This window comes from Natranaeroarchaeum sulfidigenes (genome assembly GCF_017094485.1).
Lineage (GTDB): Archaea > Halobacteriota > Halobacteria > Halobacteriales > Natronoarchaeaceae > Natranaeroarchaeum > Natranaeroarchaeum sulfidigenes.
Map to the genome: position 1 here is coordinate 1,144,071 of NZ_CP064786.1, position 16,899 is coordinate 1,160,969.

18 protein-coding genes and 1 tRNA gene are annotated in these 16,899 nt (G+C 59.5%); 9 read left to right on the forward strand and 10 right to left on the reverse strand.

The window, feature by feature from the left end; all coding sequences use genetic code 11:
• Positions 1–10 precede the first annotated feature (10 nt).
• Both AArcS_RS15990 and AArcS_RS06000 read right to left on the reverse strand, forming a co-directional pair.
• A complete protein-coding gene (locus AArcS_RS15990; protein WP_445668773.1) occupies positions 11–289 on the reverse strand; it encodes a DUF7521 family protein in 279 nt (92 codons plus the stop codon).
• Position 290: 1 nt separating this feature from the next.
• A complete protein-coding gene (locus tag AArcS_RS06000; RefSeq protein ID WP_238479576.1) occupies positions 291–635 on the reverse strand; it encodes a winged helix-turn-helix domain-containing protein in 345 nt (114 codons plus the stop codon).
• A 102-nt stretch (positions 636–737) separates the two neighbouring features.
• Here AArcS_RS06000 and AArcS_RS06005 point away from each other — a divergent pair, with 102 nt between their 5' ends.
• Both AArcS_RS06005 and AArcS_RS06010 read left to right on the forward strand, forming a co-directional pair.
• The gene (locus tag AArcS_RS06005) at positions 738–1,127 is read left to right on the forward strand and encodes a DUF1648 domain-containing protein (protein ID WP_238479577.1); all 390 of its coding nucleotides are present in this window, start codon (positions 738–740) and stop codon (positions 1,125–1,127) included.
• Between the two features lie 48 nt (positions 1,128–1,175).
• Positions 1,176–2,042 carry an aldo/keto reductase gene (locus tag AArcS_RS06010; RefSeq protein WP_238479578.1) on the forward strand — a complete coding sequence of 289 codons (867 nt, stop codon included), beginning with the start codon at positions 1,176–1,178 and terminating at the stop codon, positions 2,040–2,042.
• Here the strand turns inward: AArcS_RS06010 and AArcS_RS06015 are convergent, their stop codons facing one another.
• The 5 genes from AArcS_RS06015 to AArcS_RS06035 all read right to left on the reverse strand — a co-directional run bounded on the left by AArcS_RS06015 (position 2,043) and on the right by AArcS_RS06035 (position 5,758).
• A complete protein-coding gene (locus AArcS_RS06015) occupies positions 2,043–2,324 on the reverse strand; it encodes a DUF6360 family protein (RefSeq protein ID WP_238479579.1) in 282 nt (93 codons plus the stop codon).
• A gap of 48 nt (positions 2,325–2,372) precedes the next feature.
• Complete coding sequence (locus tag AArcS_RS06020; protein WP_238479580.1) at positions 2,373–2,810, reverse strand: pyridoxamine 5'-phosphate oxidase family protein; 438 nt, start codon at positions 2,808–2,810, stop codon at positions 2,373–2,375.
• A 73-nt stretch (positions 2,811–2,883) separates the two neighbouring features.
• Positions 2,884–3,216 carry a cupin domain-containing protein gene (locus AArcS_RS06025; protein WP_238479581.1) on the reverse strand — a complete coding sequence of 111 codons (333 nt, stop codon included), beginning with the start codon at positions 3,214–3,216 and terminating at the stop codon, positions 2,884–2,886.
• Between the two features lie 27 nt (positions 3,217–3,243).
• Positions 3,244–4,518, reverse strand: a complete 1,275-nt coding sequence (locus AArcS_RS06030) for an IS4 family transposase (RefSeq protein ID WP_238479982.1) — start codon at positions 4,516–4,518, stop codon at positions 3,244–3,246.
• A 181-nt stretch (positions 4,519–4,699) separates the two neighbouring features.
• On the reverse strand, positions 4,700–5,758 hold the full coding sequence (locus tag AArcS_RS06035; RefSeq protein WP_238479582.1) for a presenilin family intramembrane aspartyl protease PSH: 1,059 nt from the start codon (positions 5,756–5,758) through the stop codon (positions 4,700–4,702).
• Between the two features lie 396 nt (positions 5,759–6,154).
• Between AArcS_RS06035 and AArcS_RS06040 the strand changes: the two genes are divergently transcribed.
• From AArcS_RS06040 to AArcS_RS06055, 4 genes are all read left to right on the forward strand, one after another.
• On the forward strand, positions 6,155–7,147 hold the full coding sequence (locus AArcS_RS06040; RefSeq protein ID WP_375139650.1) for a PhnD/SsuA/transferrin family substrate-binding protein: 993 nt from the start codon (positions 6,155–6,157) through the stop codon (positions 7,145–7,147).
• Between the two features lie 36 nt (positions 7,148–7,183).
• Positions 7,184–7,990, forward strand: a complete 807-nt coding sequence (locus tag AArcS_RS06045; RefSeq protein ID WP_310736986.1) for a phosphonate ABC transporter ATP-binding protein — start codon at positions 7,184–7,186, stop codon at positions 7,988–7,990.
• A complete protein-coding gene (gene phnE / locus AArcS_RS06050) occupies positions 7,987–9,081 on the forward strand; it encodes a phosphonate ABC transporter, permease protein PhnE (protein WP_238479584.1) in 1,095 nt (364 codons plus the stop codon). Before AArcS_RS06045 ends, phnE begins: the two co-directional genes overlap by 4 nt.
• Before the next feature lie 100 nt (positions 9,082–9,181).
• The gene (locus AArcS_RS06055) at positions 9,182–11,158 is read left to right on the forward strand and encodes a heavy metal translocating P-type ATPase (protein ID WP_238479585.1); all 1,977 of its coding nucleotides are present in this window, start codon (positions 9,182–9,184) and stop codon (positions 11,156–11,158) included.
• A gap of 147 nt (positions 11,159–11,305) precedes the next feature.
• Here the strand turns inward: AArcS_RS06055 and AArcS_RS06060 are convergent.
• Positions 11,306–11,408: transfer RNA gene (locus AArcS_RS06060), tRNA-Gln, on the reverse strand.
• A 93-nt stretch (positions 11,409–11,501) separates the two neighbouring features.
• The gene (locus AArcS_RS15920) at positions 11,502–11,606 is read right to left on the reverse strand and encodes an HNH endonuclease (RefSeq protein ID WP_375139638.1); all 105 of its coding nucleotides are present in this window, start codon (positions 11,604–11,606) and stop codon (positions 11,502–11,504) included.
• Between the two features lie 770 nt (positions 11,607–12,376).
• On the opposite strand from AArcS_RS15920, the gene AArcS_RS06065 reads away from it, so the two are divergent.
• Positions 12,377–15,034 (forward strand): AAA domain-containing protein, encoded by a 2,658-nt coding sequence (locus AArcS_RS06065; RefSeq protein ID WP_238479586.1) that lies wholly within the window; start codon positions 12,377–12,379, stop codon positions 15,032–15,034.
• A 13-nt stretch (positions 15,035–15,047) separates the two neighbouring features.
• Here the strand turns inward: AArcS_RS06065 and AArcS_RS06070 are convergent, their stop codons facing one another.
• A complete protein-coding gene (locus AArcS_RS06070) occupies positions 15,048–15,755 on the reverse strand; it encodes a mechanosensitive ion channel family protein (protein ID WP_238479587.1) in 708 nt (235 codons plus the stop codon).
• Positions 15,756–15,971: 216 nt separating this feature from the next.
• Between AArcS_RS06070 and AArcS_RS06075 the strand changes: the two genes are divergently transcribed.
• Positions 15,972–16,358: a DUF5820 family protein gene (locus tag AArcS_RS06075; protein WP_238479588.1), complete on the forward strand. Its 387-nt coding sequence runs from the start codon at positions 15,972–15,974 to the stop codon at positions 16,356–16,358.
• A 51-nt stretch (positions 16,359–16,409) separates the two neighbouring features.
• Positions 16,410–16,856, forward strand: coding sequence for a UPF0179 family protein (locus AArcS_RS06080; protein WP_238479589.1), 447 nt, complete (start codon positions 16,410–16,412; stop codon positions 16,854–16,856).
• The last annotated feature ends 43 nt before the right edge of the window (positions 16,857–16,899 follow it).

Genomic DNA, 16,899 nt, shown 5'->3' on the forward strand with positions numbered 1-16,899 from the left:
AGCAGACCCGTTAGCTGACTGGACATCTGGACGACGAACAGTCCCTGTGCGACGCCCTCGGGAAGCAACGTACGAACGGATAGAGTGCGAAGGGGATGCCGAGGGCGAGTCCGAATCCCGCAGCCACATACAGCATCGGTCGGCTGTCGTTTCGTCGGTATCCACGATACGCGACATACGCGATCAACACGCCGATTAGCCCGCTTAGCAGACTTGCGACCTGTCCGAACGCGAGTAACCACTCGGGTAGTTGCGGCTCGTCGATTACCTGTAGTGGGAGCGGACGCATTTTACATCCCCTCCACGAGTCTGGTAAAGCGATCTGCCATCGTTTCGCGTCGGTCGATCTCCAGTCGGAGCGATCCGTCACCAACCTCGACGACGATCCGATCCAGATTCATCGCATACAGCGTGTGGTGGTGCCCGCCGGACGGATCCGGCTTCGTCGTCTCCTCAAGGAGGTCACACTGCCGGAGATCGTCGAGTCGACGATACACGGTCGGTTTCGACGCATCACAGCGCTCGGAAAGATCTGATGCGGACATGGGTTGGCTGCTGATTTCGGTGAGGATCCGTCTCGCCGTCTCGTCTTCGATCAGGGCGGCAACCGCTTCCAGATCGGGCTCCTCACTCACGATACGAACACTGTCTGTCAGTACTCATAAATCGGTTTCGGCGACTTCAGTCAGTGAAGTCCTGCTCGGGGTGCTATACTCCCAGTCCCTGCATTGCTAGCTATGTCAGCATACGACCGCGCGGATTCGACCGAGATCGATCCGGACCGACTCCGACTACTCGACCGATCGTCGACGCTGGTTTCGCTCGGCCTGTTGGCGGCGATGGTGGTCGCATCCGCTCTCGCGTACGCCACACTTCCCAGCACAGTCACGGTTCACTGGCAGATCGGTATCGATGGCTCGCTTTCCACCCGGACGGTGGGGCGTACGATCGGCGTCACGATCATGCCCGTCATCGCCGCGACGACGTGGACGGCCCTCGAAGCAATAGGCAGGTGGCTTGGCTCCCGGGACGAACTTGTCGGGGTGGTCTGCTCCGTCCTTGCCGCCGCGACGGTCACTATCGTTGCCCTCGCCCACGTGCTTGTGCTGGGTCTCAACCTGCTTTGATCAGCGCAAGATCGCAAACCACTACCCGCAAGCGGGTAAACCCCGACCATGGCAAGTGCCAACCAGAGCGACACCTTCGAGATCGGCGGCGACCTGACTGTCCACCGACTCGGCTTCGGCGCGATGCGTCTCACCGGCGAGCACGTCACGGGCGAGCCAGACGATGTAGAGAACGCGCGCGACGTACTCCGTCGGGCGATCGATCTCGGCGTCGATTTCATCGACACCGCGGATTCGTACGGTCCCTCGGTGAGCGAACGACTGATCGGCGAGACGCTCATGACAGATCCCGAGTACCGCGACGAGGTCGTCGTCGCCACCAAGGGCGGCCTGATCAGACAGGTCGACGAAGGCTTCGAGTGGGCACGCCACGGTCATCCCGGCTATCTCCAGCACGCAGCCTACACCAGCCGCGACCGGCTGCGCGTCGACCAAATCGATCTCTACCAGCTCCATCGCGTGGACCCCGAGTATCCGATGGCCGACCAGCTTCACGCGCTCGCCGAACTCAAAGACGAGGGTGTAATCGGTCACATCGGGCTGAGCAACGTGAGCGTCGACCAGCTCGAGGCGGCTCGTGAGATCGTCGACGTGGCGACAGTACAGAACCAGTACAACGTCGCCAACCGCGAACACGAGGACGTCTTGCAGGCCTGCGAGAACTATGGTATCGGCTTCATGCCGTACTCGCCGATTGCGTCGGGTGAGCTAGGCGAGTACGCAGATCTGCTCGACGACATTGCCGGGACACACGACGCCACCCGATATCAGATAGCGCTCGCATGGCTGCTCGAACGATCGGAGAACCTCCTGCCAATTCCTGGCACGTCCTCGCTGGAGCATCTCGAAGCCAATATCGCGGCCTCGACGATCGAGCTCAGCGATGAGGAGCTGGCACGGCTCGACGACAAATAACTACTCGTCCGCTGCTTCTACTTTGTCGGCGTGTGTCTCTAGATCACTCGCCAGCGTTCTGGCCTGCTCCGGCGTCAGGTGTAGCTCTTCCATATGGGCAGGGAGATGCTCCTCGCTCATGTTGTCGATCTCCAGCTGAAGTTTCACCTCGTCGGGGTTCTTTCGTGGCGATGTCGCGTTCAGGACGGCAAAGGACTCCTCCTCGAACTCGTGGCCCGTTACCGTGGCATCGATCAGGTCAAACGTGGTGTAGGCGTTGACTTTCATCAACCGATCCGGCATATCTGTGAGATGGCTGTGGAACCACTTAGCTCCGCGGTCCTTGTATCGCTACGACTCGACAATTCCTTTCATACTCGTGATATTGATCCGGACGGTGCGAAACTCGATTTCATCAGTCGGTCGATCGAAAATCCGCACATACGGGATGTCGAGTTGTTCACCGTGCTCTTCGAGTGCCGAGTCGAGTGTATTGTCCGATATCTCTTCGAGGTGGCCTTCTATCACGACGCTTTTCCACCCCTCATCGGTGTCGTCGTAGACGACAAGCGATGCGTGATCGGTTGCCTTGGCGTACCGTCGCTTCTGGCTCCCTGAGGCGTACCCCAGCCGGAGGTAGACGCACTGTTGCTCTCCGTCGTAGAAGAACGATACCGGTACTGCGTATGCGTCCGACGCTTTCGCAAGTGCAAGTACCCCAGTTCCCTGATCCTGTAGAAACTCCCTGATCTCGATGGAGTCCATTGTCGTGGCCGCCTGTTCGGTCATGCACTATTGTTAGTAATATAAACACTTCAATTCGAGGGGCGCATACGAGTCGTACAGACTGGGTTCAGTGGACTCACCGCACCATCGTCAACAGCATCTTGAACGACTCCTTGCCCTCCAGAGCGTGTGGTTCGTTTGCCGGGAACACCAGCGACTCACCGCCGTTCACCTCGTACTCATCGTCGTCAATGGTCGCCGTCGCCGTACCGTCGAGGACCTGCATAATCGCATCGTGAGGTGCAGTGTGTTCGCTGATCGTCTGTCCCTCGGCCACGGCAAAGAGCGTGACTGTCGCTGACTCCTCATCGATCAGCGTCCGGCTCACGATCGCACCGGATTGATACTCCAGTAGATCAGTGAGATCAAAAACGTCACCGGTCAGGTCGTCGAGTTGATTATCATCCATAGTACCCCTGAGGTCATTCGTCTTTAGCTAAGCCTCACACCTTGGTTGCGTAGCGGTAGCGAGCGTCTCTTGTAAGATCGGTCGTTGCTGATGAATCTTCTGTGCCTCTTCGATCAGCCGTTCCAGCAACGGCGGTGGCGAGTAGCCGAGGTATTCGCCAAGTTCGTGAAGAATGAGCTGGGCGTGCGACCGGAAGGTCGCCGCCCAGCGTTCCGGTGGAAACACGATCTCGTCGGCAGCCTGCTCAGAGACCAGATCCAACAACTCACGGCTCACTAGCAGCGACAGCAACGCCGCATACAGCAAAATCTCCACCACAACAGGGTTGCTCGTGTCGAACTCATCTAGTTCGTATTGCGTCTTCAACTCACGAAACAGCGTTTCTACCTCCCATCGACACCGATACAGCGTCCCTAGATCTGCCGGGAGAAACTCTTCTCTCGGTAGATTTGTGATGTACAGATGGTAGTCGTCGGCGTCCTCGTCCCGGACGCCGACGACGCGGAACCGCTTCGTGTCTAGCGACCGTGTTCCCTCGTACTGACCCCGCTTGAACTCCGCTTCGACCTCTACGTCAATGTACTCCCGCGAGAGATCACCGACCACGTCGTGGATCTTCTCCCCTTCTAAGGGAATGGCGCGCCCGCGCCATTCCCGTAACTCCTCTGTTATCACCGGATTCGCGTTCTGCTTCAACCGGCTCACGAAGTAGCCGTCGTTCTCGTCGATCAGCGCAAAGCGGCGGTACTTGAAGTACGCTAGGTCGAACAAAACCAGTCGTCCATGCAGCCACGATCCCGCCTTGAACAACGTGCTGTCGTGCGCTTTTTCATCGGTCACGTCAATCCGTTCAATCGTCTGATCGGTGGCATTGTGGAGCAGGTGGAGCTTCGCTCCAGCCTGCTCCTCGTGGCGAGCTTGGAACTCGTCGGAAAGGAACTCGTGCAACCGCAACACCGTTCCATCAGCGATCATCACGTCCCTGAATCGGTCGATATCAGCGTCAACAGCGTTGGGAACAGCGACCTCGTCGAGACCACGCTCGACGAGGTCGCGGAGATACTCTGCAAGTGACGGCGTCAACCGGTGATAGAAGCCACCAGGAGAGATGGTCTCATCGGCTGTGGAGTTGTAGCTACGCCTGAACCCAGCGAGTGTTCGGCTCTCGCCTGCGGCGAAGCCGAACACGAGCGCCCACACGAGGACGGGGATCTGAAGTTTGCCCTCACGCTCGACCACGCCGAGTTCCTCGGCGTGCTCTTCGAGGAACTCAGAGGGAAACAGTGTAGTAAGCCGACGCATGATTCTTGATGAGGAGGCGTCTTGGTGCACACTTGCCGCCTCCTCATTCCTCTCAAAAAGTAGCCTCGATAAGCCATTGCTGTCACGCGGTTCTTCGCTTAGCTAAAGACGAATGCCCCTGAGGTTGCAACTCTGGCACAAAAAACCGATTTCCCGATCATCTTCGGTATGACTACTGTTCTCAGAACGAATGAATTCCGATCGCCTGCATGAGCGTGAGTCCGCTCGCGAGCGCTCCGAGCAGATATCCTGCGATGGCTCCCCCGTTGAGCAGCGGGAGCCCGGCGTGTGCACGGCCTTCAAGCACCATCCGCAGGAGAATCACGAGGCCGACGATCGTCCCGACCATCGCACCGAGTGCGGGGAGGTTCATCGCGACGACCGGGAGATCGAACCCCGGTGCGACCTCGGCCGGGATGAAGAAAGCGGCACTGGCGACCAGAATCGTCGGCATGACGGCGTCTCCGAGCCCGATAAAGAGGGCATCTCGGACGCCGTTATCTGCCCCGCTGGCTCCGTCCGTTACCGTCTCATTCTCCGGTGCGTCGGCGTCCGGTTCGGTCCCGGAAGTGTCCCGGTCAACCTCCCTCCCGTCGGCCGTCGGGTCGTCAGTCATTTCCTCACCAGCGCCCGCCTCCCGGAACGAGTACGAGAGTGAGGTCGGGATGACGAGCAGCACGGGAATCTTCTGTCCCATCACGCCGTCAGCGAGGGTAAGCATGTGTTTCGTCTTGTAGACGCTGATGGCGTCGTACACCGCGAGTACGACGAGGAAAGCGATCGCTGGCAGGAGGCCGAAACTGATGCCGAACATCCCTGCGGCCCCCGCGCCCATCAGGACTCCAGCGGTGTCGATGACGTACCACTCGGGATGATAGATCAGTCCGACGATAACGCCAAGGGCGGCCAGGATCGGAAGGAGGGCGAGCGGTACGCCGGCGACGGCACCGCCGGGAACGACGGCGTTCAGGACGTACCACGTGAGCATCCCACTGACGCCGATGACGCTCGCCCGGATCAGCCACTCGGCCTCGTACTTGATCACCGCGAGCATGACGCCGGTTGCCACGAGTAGTACCGCAAAGAAGAGCGCGCTGTTCGCCGGATCCGAGGGGTCTTCGACCGCCTGATACTCCGCCTGCTGGAAGGGCTCGACGAGCGCGAGTGCGCCCAACTGGACGAGCACGAACAGGGCGACCGTCCCCACGACAGCCGCGCCGAGCCGCGTTCGATCGTTCATACCTCTCCTTACTGATGGGGGATAATCGGCGTTGTGTTGTCGGACAGTCCTCGATATCCCGGACGGATAGTCGCGTTTGGAGTGGGGAGCTACCCCGGTCAAACATAAATATTTTAAATTATTGTTCTAAAACAAAATGCATGAGTGAATAGTAAATATATGCGGTACAATATAGATACGTATTAGTACGTTTTTCACCGCTTTGAGAGTCTCTATCGACGATTTGCTCTCCGAAAGTTATTTGATACTACTCTATTAACGCCAACACGAATGTCTGACAGAAGCCGTCCATCGGCTGACACACGGCGTAGTTTTCTGACCAAAACCGGTGCTGTTGGCGCTGTCGCGTTGGCTGGTTGTCTCGGTGACGACGACGATGGAGCTATCACGTGGGTCATGAACCCAGCAGAGGATACCATTGACATCGAAGTCCAGTATCAGCCGCTGTTCGAGCTGATCGAGGACGAATTCGACGTAGAGATCGAGGGACTTCCTACCCAGAGTTACTCGGGGACCTCGGAGGAACTGAACCGTGCCGGTGACGGAGATCGGATTATTGCGGACACCTCGCCTGGTGCGGTACCGGATCTTGGACCCGAGGAGATCGATGTCGTCGGAATGCGCGAAGCGTTCGGCGCGGAGCTATACTTCGGCACGCTCGTTACGACTCCCGACAGTGGGATCAACGAGGTGTCGGATCTGGAAGGGGAAACCGTTGCGATGGCCGACGTCGGGTCGGTGTCCGGAGGGATGGCCCCGATGTGGATGCTCCAGGACAAAGGGCTGGATATCGGAAACGCACCCGAGGGGGGAAGCGCGGAGGACTTCGACCTGCGAAGCGGCGTCGCACACGACCTCGCTGTCGAAGAGCTCATCGAGGACGATACGGTGGTAGCGGCAGGCGCCGGTGAGTTCGCTTCGATTCCGCACGTTCCGGTCGACCAGATCGAAGGCGAGTATGAGGACCTCTACGAGACCTCACCCGAGGTCGACATCGCAGGCTCTCGCGATCCGGAGCTTAAGTTGCTGGACGTCTCACCCGCGATCCCCCGAGCACCGATCGTCATCAACACGGCATGGGAAGAAGATATCCGGTTCGATATCGAGGAGTTCATGCGTGATCTGTCGGCCGAGGACTTTCAGCACGATCCGTTCACTCTGGCCGACGAACTCGATCTCAGCCTGCCGGAGGGACTGCTCGAAGACTACGCCGACGGCGAACTCGACACGGACGATTACGACCTGAGTGAGGATCAGGAAGACGACTGGGAGGACTTCAACGACCACGAACTGTGGTTCAGCGGTATCGTCGAGGCAACCCATGAGGACTACGACCCGGTCAACGACTTCGCGGAAGACCTCGGAATCGGCTTCGACGAGATAGAGTAAGTGATAAACGAAGCCGCTTCAAAATCAGGATATCAAATGTCCAAAATAGTCGTCGATAACCTCCGGAAGACCTACGGAGACACCGTCGCTCTCGATGACGTCTCGTTCGAGGTCCCGGCGGGAGAGTTCGTCATTATCCTCGGCGTCTCCGGTTCGGGGAAATCGACTCTTCTTCGATGTATGTCTGCGCTCACTGAGCCGACAGAAGGACAGGTGCTGATTGACGGTGAACCGATGACGACCACACGCCCCGAAGTCGCGATGATTTTCCAGCAGCACAACATCGTCGGGGACATGAGTGCATACTCGAACGCGCTGTCGGGTGGGATCAACCGAACGGGACTTCTCGAAAGCATCTTTCAGCTACACGATGACGAGGAGAAACAGCGCGCCCTCGAAGCGCTCGATACCGTCGGCCTGCTGGACGAGGCCGAAAAGAAGGGACGGCGGATGAGCGGCGGCCAGCAACAGCGTGTGGGTATCGCCCGCGCGCTCACTCAGTTGCCGGAGGTCCTGCTCGCCGACGAGCCAGTCGCGAGTCTCGATCCCGGGAGCGCACAGGACGTGATGCGGTACATGCAACATGCCTCCGAGGAGCGTGCGCTGACGACGTTTATCAGTCTGCATCAGGTCAATATCGCCCGGAAGTACGGCCAGCGATTTATCGGCCTCCACGATGGGAAGAAGGTGTTCGACGGCTATCGTGAGGACCTCACGATCGACGCTGTCGACAAGATCTACGGGGAGATCGACACCGATGGGATGTTCGTCACCGACGAGGCCGACACACCGTCCGATGAACTGGCCGATGGCGCAAGTAAACATACGGAGGCAAAGCCGTGACCGAGAGCACCGACTCGGCGGAAACCGCGTCTGATGGCGGCGTCGAACCGACTCGCCGCCTCGAATCTGCGAGCGCAAAAGTAAATGAACAGTTCGAGAACATCCGTCGAACGCGCCGGCGTCGCGCTGTCGGCTGGGTGGGGTTCGTCGTTGCACTCGGATTTATCACCTTGCAGGGGCTCGCTGCAACCGAGTTTTTCGACGAACGGACGAACTTCACCTGGAGCCACTTCGCCGGGCGTATGGGTGATTACTTCCCGCGGACTGACGTTGCTGGTATCCCGTTTCTCGACATCTGGACCTACTGGGAGTTCATTAGCGCGAACGACCTGATCTACGATGCCGAGATCGGTGGCCTGCTGTTCCAGTTCCCACCGAACGCGGGCGATCTATACGCCTTCTTCTTTCAGGAGATGGGCGTGTTCGCCATCTTCGGCGAGGCCGGAATCACACTTGCGATGGGACTCGTGGGGACGATCCTTGGCTTCCCGCTTGCGCTCCTGTTTAGCGTGCTCGGCTCCGAGCGGGTCACGCCGTTCCCGATCAATTTCATCTTCCGCGGGATCATGTCCTTCATTCGCGCGATTCCGGCGATCATCTGGGCGCTGATCTTCGTCGCCCTCGTCGGTCTCGGTGCTGCTGCCGCGACGCTTGCCATCGCCCTGAACACCATCGGTAATCTCGGTCGGCTGTTCGTCGAGGAGCTCGAAGAGCTCGAAGACGGGCCAATCGAGGCGATGCGGACGACCGGCGCGAACAAGCCACAGGTCGTCTTCTTCGGTATGTTGAGTCAGGTTAAGACCTCCTTCATCGCGTGGACGCTGTACATCTTCGAGATCAACGTCCGGTCGGCAGTCACCGTCGGCGTCATCGGTGCGGGCGGACTGGGTGCGGTCGTCGCGACCCAGGAGGCACGGCTCGTCTTCGAGAACATGATGGCGACGCTCTTTGTCATCTTCGTGCTCATCTTCCTCGTCGAGCTGTTCAGCCAGCGTCTTCGCGCCCGCCTGCGGTCGAACCAGGAGAAAAAGAGTATCTACCAGCTGATCGTCGGCTTCCCGCAGCGAATGGCCGACTCGATCATCCGGTAAGTATCTCTCCCCGGTTTTCCCGAGTCCTCCCGTACTTTCGAAGCTCGCATCGCCCGAGAATCGCAGATATGCTTATCAAACTCGATCCACGATGAGAGATATGGAGACGGGATCAGGCTCCGTATCGATCACCCGGGATCGAGCGGAGGCGCTGCTGGAGCGACCGGTACTTCGTCGACAGGCTCTGTTTGTCGTCCTGACATTTGTCGGTATGGTCGCTGGGCTGTTCGGGAGCTGGTTCGACGCGCCGCCGTGGTTTGTCTGGGGGAACTATGCAGTCGCATACGTCTTTGGCGGCTGGTACGGGCTCAAAGAGAGCATCAAGAGCCTCCGGAAACCGGCAGTCGAAATCGACCTGCTGATGATCCTCGCGGCTGTCGGTGCACTGATCATCGGTGCGCCCTTCGAGGGAGCGATGCTGCTGTTCCTGTTCTCGCTATCTGGCGTTCTAGAGGAGTACGCGATTGGCCGGTCTCGGACGGCGATCAGGTCACTGATCGAGATGCGTCCCGAATCGGCACAGGTACTCAGTGACGGCGAGGAGGTCACTGTGTCCATCGACGACGTCGAGGTTGGGGACGTGTTCGTCGTCCGGCCAGGCGATCGGCTCCCACTCGACGGCGTTGTCGAATCCGGCGAGAGTACGGTTGATCAATCCTCTCTGACTGGTGAATCCGTGCCAGTCTCAAAGGAGCCGGGCGACGAGGTCTTCGGCGGGACAATCAATGAAACGGGCAGTCTCGAAGTGCGGGTCACACGCAAAGCCCAGGAGTCCGCCATCTCTCGACTTATTCACATGGTCGAAGAGGCCCAGGAAAAACAGGCTCCGACCCAGCAGCTTATCGACCGCTACGAACAGCCCTACGTGTTGAGTGTCTTTGCGATGACTGCGGTCGCAATTGCGCTTCCTCTGCTGGTTCTCGGTCACACCTTCGAGCCGACGTTCTACCGCGCGATGACGCTAATGGTCGCCGCTTCGCCCTGTGCGGTCATTATTTCGACGCCCGCTGCGGTACTGTCAGCGATCTCGGCTGGCGGGCGACAGGGCGTCCTGTTCAAAGGGGGCGAACACATCGAGACGGCGGGCAACGTTGACGCGGTTGCCTTCGACAAGACCGGGACGCTCACCGAGGGGAACACCCGGCTGACAGACGTCTCAACGCTCGGCCACACGAGCGGTAGTTCCGACGCGCTGACCGACGACGAACTCCTGTCGGTCGCGGCCGCCGTTCAGTCTCGATCGGAACACCATCTTGCGGAGGCAACGGTGGAGGCCGCAGACGAGCGTTCGCTCGACATCCCCACCGCGACCGAGTTTCAGGCAGTCGTCGGGAAGGGTGTCCACGCGCGGGTCGATGAACGGACGATCCATATCGGCAACCCACGATACTTCGATACCGTCGTCGACGGCCCGATCGAGGGGATCGACGCCGGACTTGATGCAGTGCGAGAACAGGAATCCCGCGGCAAAACCAGCGTGCTTGTCGTGAGCGAGAGCGACGAGGAGCGACGGGTGCTCGGCTGGCTCGCCTTCACCGATACGATCAGAGAAGACGCCGCCGAGACGATCGAACGTCTGCGCGAGCGCGGCGTCGAGCAGATCGTCATGCTCACCGGCGACAACGAGCGCGTCGCCGAGTATATCGCCGGGGAACTCGGAATCGACGAGGTGTATTCCGAGCTGTTGCCCGAGGAGAAAGTCGACCATATCGAGGCCTTACAGGCCGAGTACGAGGCCGTCGCGATGGTCGGCGACGGCGTCAACGACGCCCCGGCGCTCGCGACGGCGGACATCAGCATCGGGATGGGTGGAGCGGGTACCGACGTCGCCCTCGAGACTGCCGACATCGTGCTCATGTCGGACAAACTCGGTCGGCTTCCCTACGCGTTCGCGCTCAGCCGCGAGACCAGAAAGACGCTGTACATCAATTTCTCGATCGCCTTTGGCGCGATCGCAATCATGATTATCGCCATCCTTACCGCGGGGATTCCCCTTCCCGTCGCGGTCGTGGGCCACGAGGGGTCGACTGTGCTTGTCAGCCTGATCGGCCTGCGCTTGCTCGGGTTCGACGGGTGATCGGGTCGGAATCTGTCGGATCTAATTTATAACCGTCTCAGTAGTAGTCCCGGAGCGGATATCGACCCACGAGGATTCGGATCCCCTCGTCCCCTGGGTTCGAATCCGCGAGGGTACTCGCCGCTCGCGGGTTTGCTCGCGGCAGAATAGTCCCGGGCGGATTCGAACCGCCGTCATAGGCTGTCTTCCGTGACGGCCGTAACCGAACACGTCCAAAGGCCCATATGATTGGCCACTACACCACGGGACTGAGGTGCGTTTGTGTTACTTTTCTCACAGCTTCTACAACCGGATTGTAGTGCTATGTTGGCAAGAATGTCTTGCCGTCGTTGGCATAATAGTCTTACTTTTCCGATTTTACGGATACCGTGATTGAACCCTCTTCGACGAGGCGGTGACAGCTACGGCAGAGAGTAATTAGGTTTTCGAGTGAGTGAGTGAGCCTCACCCGGATCCTCGAACTCCCGTACCGGCTTTAGATGATGGACATCTGGATTCTGTCCAAGGTCATCCGGGCTTTTTCCGCAATTGCTACACTCATGATTGTCGCGTTCAAGTGCAATACGTCTCATTTCCCACCAAGACTGGCCATAGTAAATTTCTCCGCCACGCCATTGATGATGGTTCTTTCCAATTATATTGTCTGAGAGCCAATTTCCATAACATTCAAGATTGCAGAAAGGCCCCCGTGTAGTATCTTTAAGATCTGACGGGTGACGTTTGAGTAATGCACCACACCAACGGCAATAGGTGCTTATTTTATTCGCAGAGGGAAGGCAATCGTCGGGAAGTAAACCTTCTGCCGATTCAATACAACTAGAACAGTATAATCCTTGTTTATTTGAGGGATAAAATAAAAAATCTGAACCGCATTCGATACAATTAGTTTCGGTCATTCCACCTTTCCAGTTTCCATTATGTGGGCCTGCATTGGGATTGCAATTTACACAGTAATCCTTTCGCGATTTAGAATCATAAAATTTGGATCCACATCCATTACACTCTCGGTTAGCGAGCGGCTTTCCGTGAACTTTCGTATGATGCTGCCGCATTCCGTGTTCAGTGGATAATTCTTTTTCACAGGATGGGCATTCCATACATCCCGATTTGACCTGTTATTTTTTATTTCTTTATCCAGAATACAATATAAGGTCTGGGCAGCTATCACAACTCACGAATACCCGAGCCCTTTTGACCGATGACGCCGGACTGCATAGCGTGAATCTGGATGGCGTGATCGTCGACGTCGAGGAGCCACGAACGATCACGACACAACACGGCGAGAGCGAGCTTGCGGAGCTGTCGGTCCGGAGGGAAGAGGACAGTGATCCAGTGACCGTCACGCTGTGGGGCAAGTGGGCCGAGACCGGCGAGTACGTCGAAGCGGGGATGGACATCGTCGTAACGGACGCAAAGCGGAACGACTACGATGGCGAGGAAGGCTATGCGACGACTGGCGATTCGTACGTGATCGTCGAACCATCCTTCCTCGTGAACGTGACTGACATCCGCTCGTGGGTACAGTGCCCGCGGATGTACTATCTGAACAAGATATCGGCGATCCCGCTGAACTACCCCGTGGTGAAAGGGACCATCGTCCACGAGGTGTTCGGGGACCTGCTGCGCGGGCGTGATCTCGACGACGCGATCGAGGATCGGATCGAAGAGGTCGGACTCGAACTCGGTCTGCTGGGGCGTGACGCCGAGGGTGTCCGGGAGGACGTGCGCGGGAATGCGGCGGCGATCGATGGCTGGCTCAGCCAGGGAACACTCACCGACGAGGATCAGTGGCGCAGCGAGCAGTTGCTGATCAGCCGGCGGTTCGGTATCAAGGGGCGGGCCGACGCGATCCGCCGTGGGATGCCGGTCGAGCTGAAGACCGGCAAGAACACGCGACGCGATCCGCGGTTTCAGGACAAGATACAGGCGGCCGCCTATGCCCTGTTGCTCCGCGAGAAGGGCGTCCCGGCGGATACCGGAACCCTGCTGTACACGAAGAACACGACGCTCGACCGTAGTGAGGCGACCGGCGACCTCTCCCCCGCCAAGGAGTTCTCGATCGGGAAGGGGCTGTGTGATTACGTCGTCCGCGAGCGCAACCGGCTCGCGGCGATGGAACACGGGATGAGCGTCCCGACTGGCTACGAGGCCGACGCGAACTGCGAGTCCTGTTTCGAGCAGGATACCTGTATGGTCGTCTCTGGACGCCTGAACCAGGAGTCGAAGGCCGGACAGATCGGCCGCGCGGTGCCGGAGGAAGAACGCGAGTACTTCGAGCGGTTCTACGAGTGGCTCGAGGAGGAACGACGTGAGACACACCGGGAGTACGCCAAACTCTGGGAGCAGGCGCCCGAAGAGCGATCCGACGACGACCGGGCGTTGATCGGACTCGAACCGACCGAGCGGCGCGAACTACCGGGCGGTCGCTGGGAACTTCACGCTGATCGTACTGGGACAGCTGTCTCGAAGCTCCGGGAAGGCGATGTCGTGCTGGCGAGCGACGGCGATCCGATCGAGGGCCACTCCGAACTCGCCCGGATCGAACGGCTCGACCCGGACCGGGTCGTCGTGACGGCCGACGAACCGGTCTCGTTCACTCGCCTCGACGTCTACCCGTCGGAACTGGGTGTCGACCGCATGCTGACAGCACTTCACGACACGGTGCTCAAAGGCAGCCAGCGGCGGAAGGACGTCCTGTTCGGGCGTACGGACCCAGCGTTCGGGACGACCGACGAGACGTTCATTGACAACAACGCAGCCCAGAACGAGGCTGTCGAGAAGGCGGTCACTGCGGAGGATCTGTCGCTGATCCACGGCCCGCCGGGGACCGGCAAGACCTACACCATCGCGCGGGCGATCCGGGCAATGGTGGACCGCGGCGAGCGCGTGCTGCTGTCAGCGTTCACCAATCGCGCGGTCGACAACGCCCTCGAAGCGCTGCGGGAGCAGGGCTACGAGGACGCAGTGCGGGTCGGCACGAAAAGCGGCGTCCGGGAAGACATGCAGGACCTGCGTCTGGAATCCCGAGGGGATCCAGAAGAGCGCGCCGCGGAGCTTGAAGAGGCTCAGGTCGTGGCCGCGACCACGGCGACCTGTGGCTCCCGGGAACTCCGCGAGCAGGAGTTCGACGTCGCACTGGTCGACGAGGCGTCCCAGCTAACCGAGCCCAACACGCTCGCAGCGATCAACCGGGCTGATCGGTTTGTACTTGTAGGGGATCATCATCAGCTACCGCCGGTTGTACGGAGCGAAAACGGGCTCTCGACGTCGCTGTTCGAGCGGATGCACGACGAACACCCCGAGGCGTCAGTGCTGCTCACGCGCCAGTACCGGATGGCCCAGCGGATCCAGGCCTTCGCCTCCCGCGAATTCTACGACGGTCAGTTGCGGCCCGCCACCGCCGAGATCGCCGGACGAACGATCAGTGATCTCGACGGCGTCGACGTCGACCTGCTCTCGGAACCGCTCCGGAAGCGGGTAACGCTGTTCGACGTTCCCGGCGACGATGGACACCACACGGACGCGGACGAGGCCGAGCGCGTTGGAGGAGTTGTCAAAGAGTTCCTCGCGGCGGGTGTCGATCCCGGCCGGATCGCCGTAATTGCACCCTTCCGGGCACAGGTCGCGGAAATCGAGCGCCGAACTCCCGACGACGTTGCAGTGGACACTGTCGATCGGTTCCAGGGATCGAGCAAGGACGTCGTGCTCGTCTCCTTCGTCGCGAGCGGGAGCCTCGATGGTCCGATCTTCGAGGACTACCGGCGGATCAACGTCGCGCTGACACGCGCAAAGCGGTCACTCGTCCTGATCGGCGACGCAGCGGCGTTGCGGACCGACGAGCGCTACGCTCGGATGGTCGAGTGGGCGGAAAAGTAGATTCGTAGCGGGCTCAGTTCTCGCTTTTGTCCTCGTGCCAGTCGCCGACGTTCTGGGCGATGTGCTCCTTGCCACCCCAGCCGAAGGCGATACCGACTGCAAGTGCGAACGCCAGACCGAGTGCGAGCACGAACGGTTCGCCGAAGGTGTAGAGAATGCCGACGCTGACGCCCATCATATCGAGGCCGATAACGATCACGACGAAGTACAGCAGCGTCTTCGTCACGTCAGCGAAGATGTCGGGGAAGCCGCTTTTCTGTGCCGTGGTCGACTCGCGGACCGAATCGACCGCGAAGTCGGCAATGTAGAACCCGACGGTGAGGACGAGCAGGCCACCAAGGAATGCCGGAACGTAGGAGACTGCCCCCTCGATCCACTGGGTGAGAACGGTAAAGCCAATGTGATCCAGCGCGGCGAACACCGCGATCAGGAACATATAGTACGTTACGATGGTGCCGAGGGCGGCAGCCGCCGCTCCGTTGCGGTCGCCAAAGAGGACGCCAAGTGGCGTCTCCGAGACTGTCGAGTCGAAGTTCGCGCGGAGCGACACTCGCTCAACGACATCACCGACTTTCCCGGCAACGAACCGGCCAATTGCCAGAATGACGAGCGCAACAAATACTTCAGAAAGGATACCGACTGCTTCGAGAATCGCGCCCTGAAGTGCCTCGCTGAGCTGGCTGAAGAACCCTCCCTCGGTCGTGAGTAGCTGTGGTTCCACGTACAGTATTGACCACCGCTGTCCAGGCTGTGCTGTGTATTCAGTTCTGCTACGTGGCTGGGTTCTGGTATGCAGTCGTCAGTGTGCAGGCAACTTATTTAAATTCTTATGTATTAACCATACTTTCAACAGTACTAGCTGGCGAAACTGTCTCAGTGGCCAGTCCCCTTTCCGCAAGTAGGACGGCTTTTGACAGCCGATACCGTAGCCCGGATCATGAGCTACGAACAGTTACATGAGAGCTGGGTCGTCTGGAGCGACGAGCCAGAGGGCCGGAGCGTCCTCGCGTATCGCCCGGACGTCTTCGACGCCGACCGATTTCCGGCCGAGTGTCTCCCCACCATCTATCTTACCCGTGGGCGTCCATCGCGACGGCCCGCTGGACACGATCCAATCGAGTCGGGTGAGCAGTGGACAGTCGTCCTCTATCTGGAGCCGGACGTCGACGCTGGAGCGGAGCAGTTCGACGACCGGGACGCAGCAGTGGAGTATGCGATCGAACTGGCAGAGGAATTTGCCACAGGAGACGTCGACTATCGAGACCTCTATCAGGTCCCCCGAACGGAATACTTCGAGAAACTGGACGAGCTAACTGAAGCGTAAGGACCGTCTCAGTGCGGGATGCTTAACCACCTTCCCACGCTACTGTAGGACATGAGCAAGGTCACGCTGATCGGGACGCGCCTCGCTACCGAGGGACAGGAGTTCGTCTTCGAGGGGGAGGCGAGCGGGTGTGCTGGCTGTCCGTACCGAAGCCAGTGTCTCGGTCTCTCCCCCGGCGTCAAGTACCGGGTCACTGACGTTCGAGACAACGCACAGGTCCTCGATTGCGCCGTCCACGACGCGGGTGTGCAGGCCGTGGAAGTCGAGACGACATCCGTCCCTGCAAACGTCTCCTCGCGCAACGCCTACGCGGGTTCGAAAGTATCACTCGAAGGCCCCTGTCCACACACCGAGTGTCCGAGCCACATCTACTGTGAGCCGGACGGCGTGGAATTCGGGGCGGAACGGCGAATCGAGACGGTTATCGGCGAGCCACCTCACGACCACTGCGCACTCGATCGAGACCTGACACTCGTCGAGTTCGCGGCCGAGGAGTAACGAGCTGTCTGGACCCGCCCTGGTAACACTCACGTCCGCGGGA